Source organism: Corynebacterium sp. KPL2830 (assembly GCF_040225635.1).
Classification (GTDB): Bacteria; Actinomycetota; Actinomycetes; order Mycobacteriales; family Mycobacteriaceae; genus Corynebacterium.
On record NZ_JBEHFR010000009.1, the window covers coordinates 12,983 to 30,584 of the forward strand.

Annotated in this window: 17 protein-coding genes; 5 read left to right on the forward strand and 12 right to left on the reverse strand. The window is 56.7% G+C overall.

Annotated elements, in window-relative coordinates:
- Nucleotides 1–56: 56 nt before the first annotated feature.
- Complete coding sequence (gene dnaG / locus ABRP87_RS04485) at nucleotides 57–1,976, reverse strand: DNA primase (protein ID WP_349867882.1); 1,920 nt, start codon at nucleotides 1,974–1,976, stop codon at nucleotides 57–59.
- Nucleotides 1,977–2,201: 225 nt separating this feature from the next.
- Between dnaG and ABRP87_RS04490 the strand changes: the two genes are divergently transcribed.
- Both ABRP87_RS04490 and ABRP87_RS04495 read left to right on the forward strand, forming a co-directional pair.
- A complete protein-coding gene (locus tag ABRP87_RS04490) occupies nucleotides 2,202–2,624 on the forward strand; it encodes a guanyl-specific ribonuclease (protein WP_034659067.1) in 423 nt (140 codons plus the stop codon).
- Between the two features lie 2 nt (nucleotides 2,625–2,626).
- Complete coding sequence (locus ABRP87_RS04495) at nucleotides 2,627–2,860, forward strand: hypothetical protein (RefSeq protein WP_023023390.1); 234 nt, start codon at nucleotides 2,627–2,629, stop codon at nucleotides 2,858–2,860.
- A 172-nt stretch (nucleotides 2,861–3,032) separates the two neighbouring features.
- Here ABRP87_RS04495 and ABRP87_RS04500 read toward each other — a convergent pair whose 3' ends face one another.
- The 4 genes from ABRP87_RS04500 to ABRP87_RS04515 form a co-directional block, all read right to left on the reverse strand.
- Nucleotides 3,033–4,325, reverse strand: a complete 1,293-nt coding sequence (locus ABRP87_RS04500; protein ID WP_349867883.1) for a deoxyguanosinetriphosphate triphosphohydrolase — start codon at nucleotides 4,323–4,325, stop codon at nucleotides 3,033–3,035.
- 50 nt (nucleotides 4,326–4,375) lie between these two features.
- Nucleotides 4,376–6,139: an ABC transporter permease gene (locus tag ABRP87_RS04505; RefSeq protein WP_349867884.1), complete on the reverse strand. Its 1,764-nt coding sequence runs from the start codon at nucleotides 6,137–6,139 to the stop codon at nucleotides 4,376–4,378.
- A gap of 3 nt (nucleotides 6,140–6,142) precedes the next feature.
- The gene (locus tag ABRP87_RS04510; RefSeq protein WP_023023396.1) at nucleotides 6,143–6,778 is read right to left on the reverse strand and encodes an ABC transporter ATP-binding protein; all 636 of its coding nucleotides are present in this window, start codon (nucleotides 6,776–6,778) and stop codon (nucleotides 6,143–6,145) included.
- A gap of 144 nt (nucleotides 6,779–6,922) precedes the next feature.
- Complete coding sequence (locus ABRP87_RS04515; protein WP_349867885.1) at nucleotides 6,923–7,498, reverse strand: YdcF family protein; 576 nt, start codon at nucleotides 7,496–7,498, stop codon at nucleotides 6,923–6,925.
- A 71-nt stretch (nucleotides 7,499–7,569) separates the two neighbouring features.
- Between ABRP87_RS04515 and ABRP87_RS04520 the strand changes: the two genes are divergently transcribed.
- Nucleotides 7,570–9,588 carry a TPM domain-containing protein gene (locus ABRP87_RS04520; protein WP_349867886.1) on the forward strand — a complete coding sequence of 673 codons (2,019 nt, stop codon included), beginning with the start codon at nucleotides 7,570–7,572 and terminating at the stop codon, nucleotides 9,586–9,588.
- A gap of 18 nt (nucleotides 9,589–9,606) precedes the next feature.
- Here the strand turns inward: ABRP87_RS04520 and ABRP87_RS04525 are convergent, their stop codons facing one another.
- Genes ABRP87_RS04525 through ABRP87_RS04535 form a run of 3 tightly spaced genes read right to left on the reverse strand, consistent with a single transcriptional unit; the run spans nucleotide 9,607 to nucleotide 12,027 of the window.
- Nucleotides 9,607–10,122 carry a hypothetical protein gene (locus ABRP87_RS04525; protein ID WP_349867887.1) on the reverse strand — a complete coding sequence of 172 codons (516 nt, stop codon included), beginning with the start codon at nucleotides 10,120–10,122 and terminating at the stop codon, nucleotides 9,607–9,609.
- A gap of 11 nt (nucleotides 10,123–10,133) precedes the next feature.
- The gene (locus tag ABRP87_RS04530; protein ID WP_349867888.1) at nucleotides 10,134–10,643 is read right to left on the reverse strand and encodes a hypothetical protein; all 510 of its coding nucleotides are present in this window, start codon (nucleotides 10,641–10,643) and stop codon (nucleotides 10,134–10,136) included.
- Nucleotides 10,644–10,647: 4 nt separating this feature from the next.
- Nucleotides 10,648–12,027: a glycine--tRNA ligase gene (locus tag ABRP87_RS04535; protein WP_284853558.1), complete on the reverse strand. Its 1,380-nt coding sequence runs from the start codon at nucleotides 12,025–12,027 to the stop codon at nucleotides 10,648–10,650.
- A gap of 188 nt (nucleotides 12,028–12,215) precedes the next feature.
- Here ABRP87_RS04535 and ABRP87_RS04540 point away from each other — a divergent pair, with 188 nt between their 5' ends.
- Nucleotides 12,216–12,506, forward strand: coding sequence for an ArsR/SmtB family transcription factor (locus ABRP87_RS04540; RefSeq protein WP_005278104.1), 291 nt, complete (start codon nucleotides 12,216–12,218; stop codon nucleotides 12,504–12,506).
- 68 nt (nucleotides 12,507–12,574) lie between these two features.
- The gene (locus tag ABRP87_RS04545) at nucleotides 12,575–12,994 is read left to right on the forward strand and encodes a Fur family transcriptional regulator (protein ID WP_370657781.1); all 420 of its coding nucleotides are present in this window, start codon (nucleotides 12,575–12,577) and stop codon (nucleotides 12,992–12,994) included.
- 44 nt (nucleotides 12,995–13,038) lie between these two features.
- Here ABRP87_RS04545 and ABRP87_RS04550 read toward each other — a convergent pair whose 3' ends face one another.
- From ABRP87_RS04550 to ABRP87_RS04565, 4 genes are all read right to left on the reverse strand, one after another.
- A complete protein-coding gene (locus tag ABRP87_RS04550) occupies nucleotides 13,039–13,791 on the reverse strand; it encodes an isoprenyl transferase (RefSeq protein WP_284869545.1) in 753 nt (250 codons plus the stop codon).
- A 10-nt stretch (nucleotides 13,792–13,801) separates the two neighbouring features.
- Nucleotides 13,802–14,518 carry a DNA repair protein RecO gene (gene recO, locus ABRP87_RS04555; RefSeq protein ID WP_349867889.1) on the reverse strand — a complete coding sequence of 239 codons (717 nt, stop codon included), beginning with the start codon at nucleotides 14,516–14,518 and terminating at the stop codon, nucleotides 13,802–13,804.
- A 6-nt stretch (nucleotides 14,519–14,524) separates the two neighbouring features.
- Nucleotides 14,525–15,562, reverse strand: coding sequence for a GTPase Era (gene era / locus ABRP87_RS04560; RefSeq protein ID WP_349867890.1), 1,038 nt, complete (start codon nucleotides 15,560–15,562; stop codon nucleotides 14,525–14,527).
- Nucleotides 15,563–16,475: 913 nt separating this feature from the next.
- The gene (locus tag ABRP87_RS04565; RefSeq protein WP_349867891.1) at nucleotides 16,476–17,495 is read right to left on the reverse strand and encodes a formamidase; all 1,020 of its coding nucleotides are present in this window, start codon (nucleotides 17,493–17,495) and stop codon (nucleotides 16,476–16,478) included.
- Nucleotides 17,496–17,602 lie beyond the last annotated feature (107 nt).

Consider the following 17,602-nt stretch of genomic DNA (forward strand, 5'->3'; position numbering starts at 1 on the left):
GTTAGCCCTTCCCCGTGCAGCACCTGAACTAGCGCTCGAGTGCCTGCCCGGGGATTTTATATACCTGGCGTTCCGCGAAAGGCGCGGTCATTTAGCTCGCGGCGGGCCTGCTCCAAGGCAATGAGGTCCGCGAACAGGGAGTTATAGCCGGCCTCATCATCGGTAGGCCGCATCCGGCCCAACTGGGCTTTCAGCTGTGCAATCTGATCGCCCACGACGGTTTCCTGCAGCCGCGAGAGCACGGAATCCGCATATTTTTCCGCGCCCACGTCCGTGGGCAGGATAGCCTCGACTGCCAGCTCGGAGACGAAATTCCTTCCCGTAAGATCCTGCATTTCCCCGGCAACGGCGGCAATCCAATCCACCCCGGACATAGTGGCGCCCTTGTCTGCCCCGCCCACGGCGGAAATCGCCTGCCGGACAATGCGGTAGGCGTCGTTGGTATAGGCATCGGCAGTAATGCCATCAAAGTACGAGCCAACGACCTCCGGCATCTGCAAGGCCAACTTTAGCGCCTCCCGCTGCGGCCACAGATGGGTCTCCTTCGGGCTGGGCGGATGGATCATGGGCACATCCTGCTGCGCCGGCTGCGGCTGTGCATTATCAAAGCGGCGTATCGTCGGCTTATCCGCCTTCTTCGGTTTCTTCGCCTCCGCGCGCACTTGGCGGAGCACCTCTTCCGGATCGTTCCAGCCCACCCAGCCGGCAAGCCGGCGGGCGTACTCGCGCTGCAGGGGCTGGTCCCGGATTTGCGCGACGATGGGCACCGCCCGCCGCAAAGCCTGCAAGCGGCCTTCGGCAGTATCAATCCGGAAATCAGTAATAACTGACTGAATGACGAATTCAAACATGGGGATGCGGTCTGCCACCAGATCGCGCACCGCGGCATCGCCCTTTTCAAGGCGCAGATCGCACGGGTCCATGCCGTCTGGCGCCACAGAGACGAAGGATTGTCCGGTAAATTTCTGCTCCCCGTCAAAGGCACGCATCGCGGCCTTCTGTCCCGCTTCATCACCATCGAAGGTGTAGATGAGCTCGCCGTGGAAATAAGAATCATCCAGCATGAGCCGACGCAGCACCTGCAAGTGCTCCCCACCAAAGGCCGTACCGCACGAGGCCACGGCAGTTTTAATGCCTGCCGCGTACATGGCCATCACATCCGTATAGCCTTCCACCACCACGGCCTGGTGTCCTTCTGCAATATTGCGCTTGGCCAAATCCAGCCCAAAGAGCACCTTGGACTTGTGATAAAGCATGGTCTCGGGCGTATTCATGTATTTGCCCAGCTTGTCATCATCAAAGAGCTTGCGCGCACCAAAGCCAATGACGTTGCCGGAAAGATCCTTAATGGGCCACAGCAACCGGCGGTGAAAACGGTCAATGGGTCCGCGCTTGCCCATCTTGGAAATGCCGGCCGCCTCTAGTTCTTCAAAGGAAAAGCCCATGCGCAATAGGTGCTTTGTGGCTGTGTCCCAACCTTCCGGGGCGTATCCGCACTCGAAATCATAAATAACCTCGCGGCTAAACCCGCGGTCCAGCAAAAAATTGCGCGCCGTCGCCGCCTCTGGGGTTTCCAGCTGCTTCCGGTAGAACTCGTGCACCGCTTTATTCGCAGCGATGAGCCGCTGCCGAGTACCCGGCTTCTCATTGCGCGCACCGGTCGAGCCGCCCTGGTAATTAATGTGGTAGCCGATCTTCTGCGCTACGGCTTCCACGGCCTCCGGAAAAGAGACCTGTTCCATTTCCATTAGGAAGCTGAATACATCGCCACCCTTACCTGTGGAAAAGCAATGATAATAACCGCGCTGCGGACGGACGTGGAAGGACGGCGTCTTTTCATCCTTGAAGGGGCTCAAGCCCTTCAAAGAATCGTGCCCAGCGGGTTTGAGCTGCACATATTCGCCCACGATTTCTTCTAAAGGCGCGCGTTCACGGATAGCTTGGATATCACTGTCCGGAATTCTGCCCTTTGCCATGGCTACAGACTACCCCGCCCATTTATCGAATGCTCAACCGCCAAAGCCAGGATGGTCGCATTAGGTTGTCCCGATCAACAAGTACACAGAATCACCGTGTTTTACCCACATGTGGGGCAGCCTTTCGCCAGGTATTCCCACCCCCGGGACGGGGCAATTTTGGATATTGCTCTTGACGCAGTGGACGTTTATGTTTTCGAGATATTTCCTGCAACAATAGGGAGCATGTCCAAGTCCAAAGCGTCTAAGAAATCGCTTCCAGTGGCCCTTGGTGGACTCGCCATCGTCGCAGGCGCTAGTTATTTCGGCTTCGACCTTGGCGGTGATGAGGATGCAACGTCGACGGATGAGACCTGCGCAATTTCTTCCCTTCCCAGCGAGGCCGAAGAAACTGCAGACGATATTCTGGCCGGCGGCCCTTATGACTACCCCGACAAAGACAATTCCCATTTTGGCAATTATGAAGGCGTCCTCCCCCAGCAGGCGCAGGACTATTACCGCGAGTACACGGTAGAAACCCCTGGCAGTAATCATCGCGGATCGAGGCGCATCGTCACCGGCGGTGGCACCGAAACCGACCCCGATGTGTGGTACTACACCGATGACCATTACCAAACATTCTGTTCTATCCCGGACGCAGAGGATTAATAGTGCACCGCATTTTAATTACGGAACCCATCCGTACCCGTACGGATTTCTTCAATGCCTTAGGACGCACCCATGGATGTGTGGATTGTGGCCCGCGCAGCCTAGAAGATCTAGCTAAATTCCTGCGCGAGAATGAAGTATCCACCATCGTGGCTGCCAACATGGAAATGGAATTGGATGACTTCGCGGCCATCGCCGCCGTTGTCCACGATGAAGGCGTTAGGCTCGCGCGCTAATAGCTAGTCCGCAGATACTGACATTCCGCGATGCTATAGGTCCACTGCAATAACTGAGCATTGCGCGCCCTCAAGTATCACTTTTCCGCCTCAAAAATAGCAGCGGAGGTTGCACTTTTAGAGAAAGACCGCGGCCAAGCCCCTCAAAAGGGCAACCAAGCCTGCAAAGCTATTAGTCCAAGAACCCCGAAAGGTCAGCGCTCCGGCGGGCCAGCCGCTCGAGGCGGGATTCGGTCATGGAGGCAATCTGATCAATGATGGCGCGGTCGCGAGCGGCGTCGGTATCGGCCTGCTCCCACCACAGGCGGAAGGTGGCATCGAGCGAACCGGGCGCACCGGCAACGAGGTAGTCGTAGACGCGGTAGATGCGCTCGCGCTGGCGGTCTTGGCGGGCTAGGTGCGCTGGCTCATCCATCACGTAAAGCACAGCAATCGTCTTTAAGAGCTTGACCTCTGCTTGTGCCAAGGGCGGAACGCGGAGTTCACCGTGCATGCGGCCGAGCGTACTGTCGCTGATGAGTTCGGCATTCGCCTCCGAGGTGGCACCGATGGTGGCGCCCACATAGCGTCCCACCAGCTCAGAGGTCATCTTTTTCAGCTTGGCATAATCGCGCAGGGTGTAGTCGAAATTACCAAGGGCGTTGATGACATCGAGGTTGCGCAGGCTATCGGCGGCTTCCAAGAGTTCATCGGCGGTTCCGCCAAAGGCCTCGGCGCCCTTTTCTGCAAGGTGGGCTAGCTCCACCAAATCCCACAACACGTTCAAGGAAATGCGCTGGGAGATGATGCCGTCTTCCACGTCGTGCACGGAATAAGCAATGTCATCGGACCAGTCCATGACCTGGGCCTCGATGCACTTTCGGTTATCGGTGTGGCCCTCGCGCAACCACGCTAAAAGGTCCGCATCCTCATCATAGGCGCCGTATTTGCGGTTGATGGTGCCATCCGGATTGGTCTTGGTCCAAGGATATTTGCACGCGCCATCGAGCGCAGCGCGGGTGAGATTGAGGCCAAAGCTGTGGGCGGTGCCATCGGCGTACTCGACGAGGACTTTGGGCTCAAGTCGGGTGAGGATGCGCAGCGTTTGCGCATTTCCTTCAAAACCGCCCTGTGCAACCTCATTGAGCGCATTTTCGCCGTTGTGACCATAGGGCGGGTGGCCAATATCGTGGGTGAGCCCGGCCATGTCACAGAGATCCGGATCGAGGCCGAGGCCGGCGCCGATGCCACGGGCAATCTGGCCAACCTCGAGCGAGTGGGTAAGCCGCGTGCGCGGGGTATCGCCATCGCGTGGGCCTACGACCTGGGTTTTATCCGCCAATCGCCGCAGCGCAGCCGAGTGCAAGACGCGGGCACGGTCGCGGGAGAATACCCCGCGGTGTTCTTCGATATCGCTAATCGTGGATCCCTTGGGCGGTTCTTCGGCCAGCCGGGCAAAATCAGCTGCAGCATAAGAATAAGACACGCTCTAAGTTTATTCTGTGAACTGGCCTTTTGGGGCAACAACGTGGCTGCTTAGCTCTTTGTACCTTGCGGACCTTTCACGAAATTACCGCCGATCGAAGCCAAGCCGACGACCACAACTAAGAAAAAGATGAGCCCAATAGGAACAGCGGGGAAATGTAGCACAAGCTTTTGCGCAATATTGTAGTTCATGTACAGACTCAAAAGTCCGGCTGATCCTAGCGATAAAACTACTGCAAAGGCAGACGGCAGACAGTTAGCAAGTATCCTATTGCGGTGTGCTTCTGCGGCTGAAACTCCTTGCTGCCAAGCGATGGTAACGAAGCGGATGAGCCGACCTTGCTGTGCCAAGGCGAGTCCGAAAATGAGAACCGCTCCCCCAACAATTACATAAGCGAACAGAGGGATAAACTCGCTAGTACCTGTACCATTCGGACCGTAAAACAATGTCGAAGGTAAGTTCTCGGCCCATTGATTAGCGCCTATAACGTGCAATGCCCCGAAATCCCGCAGCTCTACTTCCTTCGAGAATACAGCTACAGAGTAGGCTGCACCTTCTTCTTCGGCCCTTTCCCACGCAGGATCCTCCCGAGAATTAAAGGTTTGATCCCATGGCCGCATCCAAGTCTGATCAAACGGCGATCTAGGTTCCCGCTCGGTTACCGTTGGGTTTCTCACCAACGAGCCGACCGTTCCTTCCCGATCTTCCACTAAAGCAAAGACCGCGCCTTCTTCTGGGGTGGAAGGCTGAAGTCCGTTTGGGCCCTCGACAGCAGGCACCCAGCTAAGAACACCTAAGCAGTCTTCCGAGTGGGTCCGGCAAGCATTCTCAGCGTTAACCGAGCTAGAAGTGTCGCCTTCCTCCGGCGTCGCGACGTACACATCCTTAGCGTTGTCTGCTAATGCTTCTCTAGCGGAGAAAAGTGCAGAATCATTCGCAATAAAAAGAATGATTGGAAACATGACAAAGATACAAGAAACCCGCAATACGGTAGTAGCAATAAAGGACCGTGTGTACCGGACTCCCAAAAGCAGAGGACTCCATCTCCTGAGCTTAAGGGCAAAAAATTCGATAAGATAGAGGACAACAGCGTAAATAAATACAGAAGCCGCACTCACCAAAAACGGAACGCAATATACAAAGATCAATGGCCACCTACTTGCAGGTGTCGCCTGAGGAATTAATCCAAGTCCTCCAAGTAGCACGGCAAAAGCCACTATACCCAGCGGATAGCGAAGAAGCTGTGCAGCTCGTGGGCTTCGTGGTATTGAATCCCTACTCGTCGGGCCCCGACTCAAATTCTCCAAAACCTTCGTTTCCTGTTGAAAGGGAACAAAGCTCAGGACTGTGAGTATGCACCACGAAATTGGCGCAATTAGCAACGGTGAAGGAAGTCCTTTGGGAAGCTCAACGCCAAAGCCCGAATACAAAAAGAGAAAGATTGGTTTCATCAACACGGGAACAAGAAAAGCGCTGATAATAGCAAAGCACGCATACGCCGTAAGTAATTCGAGAAATAATTCTCGCCGAATTCGCTTTAGCGACAGTCCAAATAGACGAAGAGCTTCATAGTGGTGGCGCCTCCCTTCCACCACATGCCTTATGCAGTATTTGAGAGCTAGGGCAAAGGGAACAGTGGAGATAATAGCTGAATACATCAGCCCCATTGACATAGATTCAGCTACCTCTTCCGCAGCTATAGTCGAGATCAACAGGCTCACGAAGAACATAAGTACAAGCGCCGTTGTGAGCAATGGAATACTTTCCGCGAAAGTGTCTTTGCGTATCCTAGATTCGACCGCGCGAAAGTTCATTAGTTAACCCCCGATTTCCAAGACCTGATCAGTAAATTTCTCTAATCGGTCGTCATGGGACACGACCAATGCGATTGTCCGGTTTTCTTTTACATAGTTATGCAAATAGCGCAATACTGAGTACGCATTTTTCTCATCTAACGCGCTTGTTGGCTCATCTGCGAGAATTAGTCGAGGCCCTTTGGAAATCGCCGTGGCTATGGCTGCACGTTGACGTTGCCCGCCCGAAAGCTCGTGTGGAAGTGAGTCAGCATATTCACTCATGCTAAATTGAGCCAACAGCGAACGATTGTCTTCCTGCGTTGTAGAAGTCCCACTTAGCTCTCGAGCGAAGGATAGGTTTTCGTCGATCGTCAGACAGGGGACTATGCCGGAATCTTGAAAGACAATTCCCATTGACTTCGCTCGAAGCCTATCTCTGTCCTTTTCAGAAGAGCTCCACAAATTGTTTCCGAAGATGTTAACTGTTCCCGATGTGGGTTTTTGGAGGCCACAAACCACACGGAGCAGTGTAGTTTTACCAGACCCAGAGGCTCCACGAATCCAGGTGAGGGTACCTGGCTCATGCACGGAATTGATGGAAAATAACGGTCTACTTTTCCTGCTTAACTGTACCACTAGGTCTTCTAGTTGCAGCATGTTCTCCACGTGAATCTCCGAAGCATTTCAAAATGTGCGAGGATAGCTTTTCATGATGACCCGATAACCACATCAATAAACAAGATCCCCTATTTAAAAACTATCATCAGCCTATAAAATAGCATATGAAAATCACTTTTATATTTAAGGAGTCCTTTCTTTATTTTGCATCGTTTCGTGCCGCAGCTTCTGATTCGGCCGCAGCATCAGTTCAATGCGGTACAGGCGCCTTTTCCAGGCACGCGCGCACCGGGGAGAAACGATGCTGGCGAGCCCAATATAAAACAGCCCGCCGGATTCGTGCGCGAGGTAGCGCCACCAGGGCTTGGAAAAGCGCCGGGCGGGAAAATAGGGCGTGCCCGAGACCGAGGCATTGAGCCCTTCTTGCTTGGCGATGACCCACGTGCGCAACCTGTGCAAGGGATCGGTGACGATGATGGCATCGGCAAGGCCGTGGGCATCGATAACCGCAGCTAAGGACTCACGCGTATCGAGGCCTTCCTCCACGGCGGATACCTGCAGCCCAGGGAAGTTCTCGCGCAGGTAATCGCGCGCGACCCCGGCCTCGGTAAATCGATCCCCGGGCAGCTGGCCGCCGACGGTTATAACGGGCAGGCCGCGGGAGGTGGCCAGCTCCCCGGCATGGCGCAGACGCCCGGCTAGGATGCGGGAGGGGCGGCCATCGTATTGCGCGGTGCCTAAAACAACGACGTATTTCACAATACTTCCCACCCTACTGCCTGCAGAGGAGGTTCTCCGGATTGGGCGTTCGGGCAGGTAGAGTTGTGGGCATGAATCTTAGTGCACGAATCGGCCGCGCTACCATCGCGGCATTTTTGCTCGGCTGCACCTCCATTGGCGCAGGCCAGGCCCTAGCCGCGGAGACCACTACCATCGCCCAAGCCCCGGATACGGCAGCGGTGACGGATAGGGTAAACGATAAGGCAGGGGTCTTAAGCACCGAGGAAATTAGGGAGATCAATGAGAAGATCACCCAGCTACAAAAAGACCAGTCGCTCATCATCTTCGTTGTCTTCGCAAACGATCTTGGCACTGATCCAGAAAGCTATGCACGCAACATCGTCAACGAGAAGGGCCCGAATTCCGCGGCCTATGTCGTTGGCGTGAACGAGCGCCAGGTGGGCGTGCAGACCGGCGATCAATGGCCCGAGGGCCGCCTGGATCAGATGTACGATGCCGCCTATAGCAAGCTCTCCAATGAGGAATACGGCGCTTCTGCGATCGCGCTTGCCGATGCTGCCCTTGGTAACTCCAGCTCCTCCGATTCTTCTGGCATGGCCTGGTTGGGCGGTGGCGCCGCCGCCATCGTCGCTGCAGGAGGTGGCGTCTGGTATTACTCGCGCCGCAATACAAAAAAGAGTAAGGCAAAGACTTTAGAGTCTGCCCGCGAGATTGCGCCAGAAGATACCGATCAATTAAACCGGCTGCCGCTAGATACCTTGGATAAATTGGCCCAGGAAGAGTTGGTTTCCACGGATGAATCCATCCGCCGCGGCAAGGAAGAGCTCAATATCGCCCTGTCTGAATTCGGGCCGGAGCGCACCCGCCCGTTTACCAAGGCGATGAATCATTCCACCTCTACCCTGCAAAAGGCCTTCAAGATTCGCCAGCGCCTCGATGATGCGGTACCAGAATCCCAGGCCGAGCGCCGGCAAATGCTGGTAGAAATAGTCTCCACCTGCGGCCAAGCCGATGACGCACTGGATAGCCAGGCAGAAGAGTTTGCCCGGATGCGAGACCTGCTGCTGCAAAGCGACTCTAAGTTGGACGAGCTCACCCAGCGCACCGTCGGGCTGCGCACTCGCCTGCCGGGCGCCGAAGGTACCCTGAAAAAGCTCCAAGAGGACTACTCCGCAGAGGTCTTATCCTCCATTGCGGATAACCCAGAATTGGCTAGCGCCTCCCTCGATGAGGCGGAAAAGCTCCTGGACCAAGCCCGCGAGGTGCAGGGCCAACCCGCCGGCCAACAGGGGTCGCTCGTGGGGCTGATCCGCGATATTGAGCACGCCACGGAGGTCACCGATAGGCTCCTTACTAGTGTGGAGCACGCCGAGGAGAATATTTCCTCCGCGCGCCGCAATTTGGGCACGCTCATCACCGAGGTTGAGGGTGAAATCGAGGAAGCCCGAGAACTGGAGCGCCAAGGCAAATCTCAGGGAACCCAGGCGGATTGGGAGGCCCTCGAGGGGCTGCTTGAGCGCGCTTCTGCCGCGGTCACTGATGCCAAGCAACAGGGCGATACGGATCCCTTGGGCCAGCACACCGCCCTTATGAGCATCGATACCGAGCTTGATGAGGGCCTCGACCGCGTGCGGGAAAAGACCTCCACCCACGCGCGCCAGCTCGAGCTTTTCCACCAGCAAATGTCGGTGGCGGAATCCAATATTCAGGCCGCCGAGGATCTCATTTCCTCGCGCGGGCGCATCGTCGGTTCCGACGCCCGCACCGCGCTTGCCGATGCCAAGCGTCTCCACGCCCAAGCCCTGCACACCCAGCGCAGCGATATCCGCGGCGCACTGCAATCCTCCCGCGAGGCCGTGGCCGCAGCACAGACCGCCCTGCAACGGGCCAAGGATGATTCCGATGAATACCGCCGCCAGCAACAACGCCAGCAAACGAGTTCTGCGGCCGGCAATATCATCACCGGTATGGTCTTAGGCCAAATCTTGGGCGGCGGTGGCCGCGGCTTCGGCGGTGGTTTCAGCGGAGGCGGCGGCAGCTTCGGTGGCGGCGGAGGAGGATTCTCCGGCGGCGGTGGCGGAGGCGGTTTCCGCGGCGGCTCCTTCTAAGGCCTGCTTTGTTGGCGCTTAGCCGCGCACGATGCGCGGTGCGGCATCAACAAGCAGGCAGCTATAGCTCAGCACTACCGCATCCACGTCCGGAAGGCCATTGTTATCAGCGGCCGCTACTTCTAGGCCATTGCCCCGCGGGTTAAGGCGCGCAACCTCGCAGCCCTCCGTGCTACCATCTTCGGCAAGGGCCACGATGCGGCGCTGCTTGCCAAAGATGGCGGAGCGCTCCAAAAGGTAGTGGGTGTCTCCGCAGGTCGCGCGCAGGCGCGTGACGGTCAATCCCGCCTGCGAAACTTCATAATGTTTCGCAGCTCCGGAACCCGCGCTGCGGCTGGCACGCGGCCGAGCCCGCAGGAAAAAACGCGGGGAGGCGGTTGCACCGTCTAGCGAGGTCTCTACGTCAAAAAGCACATCCGGCTGTGTGGGATCCTCAGAGAGCGCGCCGGCAATGGTCAGTACCCCGTCTCGCACCCAGGCGATGTCGGTGCCGCGTACGTCGCGCAGAGTAGCACCATTCCACTGCCACGGCATCGTTCCCGCCATTAGAAAATGAACGCCGCCAGCAGGGCGACGATGGAGGCCAATACCAGCGTGATGATCCATACCCACGCGGAGTTTTTGGTGTTCTTTTCCAAAATCGCGCGGGTAAACCAGCTCAGACCGGCGATCTCCGCGGTGTTTAGACCCTCCGCATCGTCTTCGAATTCCAAGATGGCCTTGCGCACGCCAGAATTCTTGGCGGAAAACTGTGCCACCTTGTTGTCATCGACATCATCGATGATCCAATCGCCGCTATTTTCATTGACGTAATGAAAGGTGCGGCCATTGAGCGAGGCTTCAAGGCGCTTGTCGCGGCCGAGGCGGCCGGCGAGGCGGTAGACGGAGCCATCGTCAAGCGTGGCCGAAGCGCCCAGATCGCTGACCTCGACGCGCCAAAAATTGCCGTCTACCTCGGCGGAATGCTCCGCAAAGACGCCTAGGCGCTCCGGCCCCTCCTCAACGAGGAGGACGGGCTTTTCGCGGTCGGAGCGATCCCAGCTGGTGTAGTGCATCTGCTTAGCATCCAATCAAGCGCGCGGAGAGGTAGGACTCAAGATCCTCAATCTTTACACGCTCTTGCTCCATGGTGTCGCGCTCGCGCACGGTTACGGCGTTATCCTCGAGCGAATCGAAGTCGAAGGTGACGCAGAATGGCGTACCGACCTCGTCCTGGCGGCGGTAGCGGCGACCGATGGCACCGGAGACGTCAAAGTCCACGTTCCAGTAGGCGCGCAGCTTATCCGCGAGCTCGCGGGCCGGGGTGGAGAGCTCCTCCTTCTTAGACAATGGGAGGACGGCGACCTTGATGGGCGCCAAGCGGCGGTCCAAGCGCAGAACCACGCGCTTGTCGGTGCCGCCCTTAGCGTTCGGTGCCTCTTCCTCGTCGTAGGCATCTACCAGGAAGGCCATCATGGAGCGGCCCAGGCCGGCGGCCGGCTCGATGACGTACGGAATCCAGCGCTCATCATTGGCCTGGTCATAGTAGGACAGGTCCTCGCCAGAGCCCTTGTCGTGGACGGAGAGGTCATAGTCGGTGCGGTTGGCCACACCTTCCAGCTCGCCCCACTTGGAGCCCTTGAAGCCGAAGGCGTACTCCACATCCACGGTGCGCTTGGAGTAGTGCGAGAGCTTTTCCTTTGGGTGCTCGTACAGGCGCAGGTTTTCTTCCTTGATGCCCAGGTCGGTGTACCACTTGTAGCGGTCATCGATCCAGTACTGGTGCCACTCTTCGTCCTCGCCCGGCTTGACGAAGAACTCCATCTCCATCTGCTCGAACTCGCGGGTGCGGAAGATGAAGTTACCCGGGGTGATCTCGTTGCGGAAGGACTTACCAATATTGGCGATGCCAAATGGCGGCTTCATGCGCGAGGAGGTCATCACGTTCTTGAAGTTGATGAAAATGCCCTGTGCGGTCTCCGGGCGCAGGTAGTGCAGACCTTGCTCGTCATCGACTGGCCCCAGGAAGGTCTTCAGCAGGCCAGAAAAGGCCTTCGGCTCGGTCCAGTCACCTGGCTGGCCGGTTTCCGGATCGTTGATATCCGCTAGGCCGTTTTCTGGCTCGTGGCCGTGCTTTTCCTCGTAGGCCTCGAGCAAGTGGTCGGCGCGGTAGCGCTTACCGGTGTGGCGGGATTCCACCAGGGGATCAGTAAAGACTTCCACGTGGCCGGAGGAGACCCACACCTGGCGCGGTTGGATGACGGAGGTATCCACACCCACGACGTCGGGGCGGGATTGGACCATGTGGCGCCACCACTGGCGCTTGATGTTTTCCTTCAACTCCACACCAAGAGGACCATAGTCCCAAGCGGAGCGGGAACCGCCGTAAATCTCACCCGCCTGGTAGACCAAGCCGCGGCGTTTACACAGATTAACAACGGTATCGATAAGGGATGCCATGGTTGTAAAGGACTCCTCTGGTAGGGGACAGTCGTGACAATCTCATTCAGTTTAACCCTTATCGCCCATCCGTAGTGCGATCAGGGGGTGCAAATTTAAATCGGTTAATGTACAGGTAATGACCAACTTGAGGTAATATAGTAGTGGTCGACAGATAATAGATACCGTATTGAAGGTGCCCACTCCCTATGACGACCGTTCAATTAGCATTTAATAACTCTGCGGCCGCAAGCGTTATCGCGGCCCTCGATTCCCCGCTGCGCATTTCCATTATTACCCGCCTAGCGGAGCGCGACCATTACGTACACGAGCTGGTAAAAGCCACCGGCAAGTCTCAGCCACTGATTAGCCAGCACCTGCGAGTACTTAAGCAAGCAGGGATTGTCAGCTCTGAACGCAATGGGCGTGAGGTGACCTACTCTCTGGTCGCACCGGAGGTTTTAACCCTTTTGGAAGACGCCGCGAAAATCGCCTCTTAATAACAGGTCTGCATATAAAGACGATTTATTATAGCGCTTGTTGAAAAAGAGTTGATAATATGAATGTCATGTCCATTCATGAGAGTATCCCCAAGCTCGGCTCGCGCAACACTAAACAGCGCACCGCGGTGGTCGAGGTCCTGCGGGACATCGACAAATTCGCCTCCGCCAAGGAAATTTATCACCAGCTCCAAGAGCGACAAGAAAAAGTCGGTCTCACTACCGTCTACCGCACCCTACAGTCTCTGTCCGATATTGATGCCGTAGATGCGCTACACATGCCCAATGGCGAGACCCTGTACCGCCATTGCGAAACCGATGCGCACCACCACCACTTGGTATGCACCAAATGCGGCCGCACCGAAGAAATCGATGGTGGCCCCATTGAAAAGTGGGCTTCGGCCGTAGCCACCGAGTACAACTTCGAGCTTACCGGCCACGACGCAGAGATATTCGGCGTGTGCTCGCAGTGCGCGGCCGCACAGTAGCCAGCGAACGGTAGTCTCGCGCACCTTCCTTAGCTGCTACTTCCCTACTTCACAGCACCGAAGCGGCGATCTCGGCGGGCATATTCCTCAATGGCGGCGAAGAGATCCTCTGGGGTGAAATCAGGAAATAGCTTGTCCTGATAAATCATCTCGGCGTAGGCGGACTGCCACAGCAGGAAGTTCGAGGTGCGCTTCTCCCCGGAAGGCCGCAAGAATAGGTCCACGTCCGGCATGCCGGGATCATAGAGATGCTCTGCGATGGTGCTTTCTTTAATATCGCGCGGGCGGATCTCACCAGCAGCGACCTTTTCCGCAATCTGGCGCACGCCATCGACCATTTCCGCCCGGCCGCCGTAATTCACGCACATGGCCAACGTCATTTTCGTATTATTCTTGGTCAATTCTTCGGCGGCCTCAAGCTCTTTAATCACTGAGCGCCACAGGCGCGGGCGCCTTCCTACCCACACCACGCGCACGCCGCGCTCATTGAGCCACTCTCGCTGCCGGCGCAGCACGTCGCGGTTAAAGCCCATCAAAAAGCGCACCTCTTCTGGGCTGCGCCGCCAATTTTCAGTAGAAAACGCATAGGCCGAAAGGTACGGGACACCGGCGGCAAGGCAGGCATCGACGACATCGAGAAGCACCGCCTCTCCCCTGCGGTGGCCCTCCGTGCGTTTCATGCCCTTTTCCTGGGCCCAGCGGCCATTGCCGTCCATCACCAACGCAATATGGCGCGGCAGCAGCTCTTCCGGGATATTCGGCGGGGTCAGGCGGCGAGAAGGATCTGGGGTAATCACGGACTACAGTTTACTGTTCCATCACTTGTAATGCGGACACATTTCGCTCCATGTGCCACTGCAGGTGCGCCCGCGCTAGCCGATGCCCCTCCTGCCGCTGCGCATTCGTCGGATCCGTCGGGTAACCATGTGCCAAAAGCCACAAGTGATGCAGGGTTTCCGGATCCACCTCCGCAGCACCTGGCGGCCGGCATTCGTGGCAAGCGGCGCCGCCGACCGCCGGATGAAAGGCATGGTGTGGGCCGGGGCGCTGGCACTGGGCGCAATCAAAGAGGCTCGGAGCCCACCCGGCATGCGCCATGGCCTGCAATAAGAACGCATCAAGCGTTTGCGTCGGCTCATCGGTTTGCAATTGCTCGAGCGCAGCTACGACTGCGTTGAAGAGATACGGGTCGCCGTCGCCATCCGCGTAGATGAGCCGCTCCGCCGATTCCAAGACCGCGCAGGCGGCCGTATAGCGCTCATAGTCTTCAATGAGGCGCGCGCCAAAATAATTTACCGTATCTGCCTGGGAAATCGTGGCCAGGTTCTTTCCCACATACAGTTGGACGTCAAGGTTGACGAAGAGCTGCAGCCGCGATCCAAAGCGGGATTTTGCTCGGCGCACTCCCTTGGCCACCGCACGCACCAACCCATGGTTTTGGGTGAGAAGTACGATTACGCGGTCGGCTTCCCCAAAATCATAGGAGCGAATGACCACGGCGCGGTCGCGATAATTTTCGCGCATAGCCTTTTAGAACCCGAGCCTGCCCAGCGACTTGGCATCTGATTGCCAATTCTTCAACACCTTGATGCGCAGGTCCAGATACACATTCTGGCCCAATAGCTCCATGATTTCCTTGCGGGCATTGCCCACGATGCGGCGGAAACGCAGGCCATCTTTACCTTCGATGATGCGCTTTTGACCTTGACGCTCCAAGTACATGATGGCGTGAATATCCAGCACTCCCTCACGCGTGCGCGAGGGCAGCATTTCATCGATCTGCACCGCAACCGAGTGCGGCAGCTCCGCCTTCAGGCCAGATAGTGCGGCCTCACGGATAAGTTCTTCAATGCGCTTTTCTTGCCGCTCATCCGTGATGTGATCATCCGGATAGAACTTCGGGCCCTCCGGCAAGTGCTCCACGATGACCTGCACCAAGTCATCCAACTGCACGCCCTTTTTACTAGACACCGGAATCACCACAGCCTCCGGATCCTCTTGCGACAAGAGCTCGTGCAAGGCCAAAAGCTGCGCACCCACCTGGTCCTTGGAGGCTTTATCCAGCTTGGTCACGATGCCGATGATGGGGGTCTTCGGCGCAATCGAGCGCACATTGTCCAAGATCCACCGGTCACCCGGACCAATCTTTTCATCTGCCGGAATGGTCAAGCCGATGACATCCACATCGGCATACGTTTCTTTGACCACTTCATTCAGCCGCTCGCCCAACAAGGTGCGGGGGCGGTGCAGACCCGGTGTATCCACTACGACCACCTGTGCATCCTCGCGGTGAACCAAACCGCGGATGGTGTGGCGGGTCGTTTCCGGTTGGTCCGCGGTAATGGCAATCTTCTGCCCCACCAGCGCGTTAGTCAGCGTGGATTTACCCGTATTCGGGCGGCCCACAAAGGATACGAATCCAGAGCGGAATCCTTCCGGTGTATCCGTGTACTGCGAATAATCTAACGGAGCGGCCTTCTCCCCGGCGGCTTCCGGAGTGGCATCATCGGGGTCATCTGGCAGGCCCTCGAATGCCGCATCAAACTGTGCATCAATATCAGAACTCATTACCTGCAATGATAGCCCACCGCACCAAAATCTCCGATTGTTTCACGCCACAACAAATCTGCAGGCTAAGCTAAGACAGTTCTCTCCTCCTCGGTGTATTTCTCACCGCTTCGTGAAAGGCACTCCGCCATGCCAACCAAGTCTCCCCTACTGCTCCTGGGCGCTCTTCTCACCATTTCCATTAGTGCCTGTTCATCCCCTGATGCTGGCCCTTCGCCTTCCGAAGAGGAATCTACAAGTACTTCTACTAGTTCATCATCCAGCTCACCTAGTGTCTCCGCTTCGAGCAGCGTTGCCCAGTCCACCACGCAAGAGCCCACCTCCGAAACCCCAGCAGAGCCAGAAGCCCAAGTAGCAACTGAGGAGTCAGGCGCACAACCACAAGCGGCAGCCGCTGAGCCAGAGCTGCTGTACTGCGAAATGGGCCTTGGCGCAGTCGGGAGATTTTCTGATGGCTCTTCGCACCAAACCGAACTGTGCAATACCCCTGCACTCCAGCGTTCCGTGCGCGCGGAAAGAGTATGCGGTGGCCTTAATGGACACTTGCTTTATCCAGACGAGTGGCCAGAACTTTGCAACGGCGGCGCTCCATATTCGGGACCGCCACAGGGTGGAGCCTCACCAGAATTCTATGACGAAGGTCCTCTCGCGGGAACGCCCTTGGAAACACAAGGGGAAGGCCTCTAGAGCGGAGCCCCGAATCTGTACCACGCCGTTCTTTTCGCAGATGCTATAGGTCCACTGCAATAACTGAGCATATTCGCGCCTGAAATGTAGCAAATCGCGCTCAGATATACCCGAGGACGTTGACCTTTTGCGTTCTCGATCAGTTCAACACCAGCCCGAAGGCCCCGCTCCCTCAAAATAGACGAGGGTGCGGGGCCTTCAATAGCTAAGAGATTTAGCCGGGTGTCTATTTCTTGAATTCATCCGGCAGTGGGCCAAGCTGCGGTCCGTCCGGGTAGTACTTCCAGCCGTCCTTAATGCGGACATCGTCAGACCACGGTAGTTTGTACTCACCCTTGGCAAGGTCTTCTACCCAGGTGAGGTAGTTTTCGGTCTTTCCGCCTGGGTAGCCAACATAGCCGCGATTACCCAGGTTGAAGATGTTGTTTTCGAGGCCCCAGTTGATGCGCGCCTTATCAGCCAGCGCTGGGAATACCTCTGCAGTGACGATTTCGCCCGGGTTGCGGTGGCCCTCAGAAATCATGTGGCCGTCGTAGTTGCAGACATTGCCTTCACCGAAGTAGTAGAAGACTTGGTCATAGCCCGCCAAGTTCACCGATGCCGTGTACATGAGGTTCTGGAAGGCGTTGGTCTTGTTGGTCATGATCCACTGGTCTTGGGTTTGGGTGGAATAGCCCGAGATGCGGATGTAGACATTGGCGCTCTTATACGCTGCTTCGCGAGCAAGCTCTGGGAACATGCCATCGTGGCAGATATTGACTGCAAGCTTGGAACCCTTGGGGCCATCGCATACCGGCATGCCCAGGTCACCTGGGTACCACGGCTCGATGGGGGTCCATGGCTGCAGCTTGCGGTAGTGCAGCGCAATCTCACCGTCGGAGTTGATGATAATCGCCGTGTTGAACGGCGGCTTTCCCTCTTCATGGTTGGGTTCCATGATGGAGAAGACGCCCCAGACGTCGTTATCCTTACAAGCCTGCTTGTACTGGTCCACCTTGGGGTCATCGAGCCCGATGAGGAATTCATCGTAGGACCAAATCTTGGTGTTCAGTCCCGAAGAGGAGTATTCCGGAAAGACGATGAGATCTAGGTCTGGGTAGCCAGCCTTGGTCGAGGCAACCATGCGGCAGATTTCATCGACGTTTGCCTGAACATCTTCTGGGGAATTGACTACGGGAACTGGGTATTGAATAAGGGCCATCAACAGGCCGTCGGGGGATGCGCTGATACTTCCGGTGCTGGACAAGACGGGACTCCAATCACGTCGTTGATTACGTTACACCTATCAATTTATAGGTATTCACCAAGTTATGCACCAAAACAGCGGATTACTTGTCTCGGATTGCAGACCAC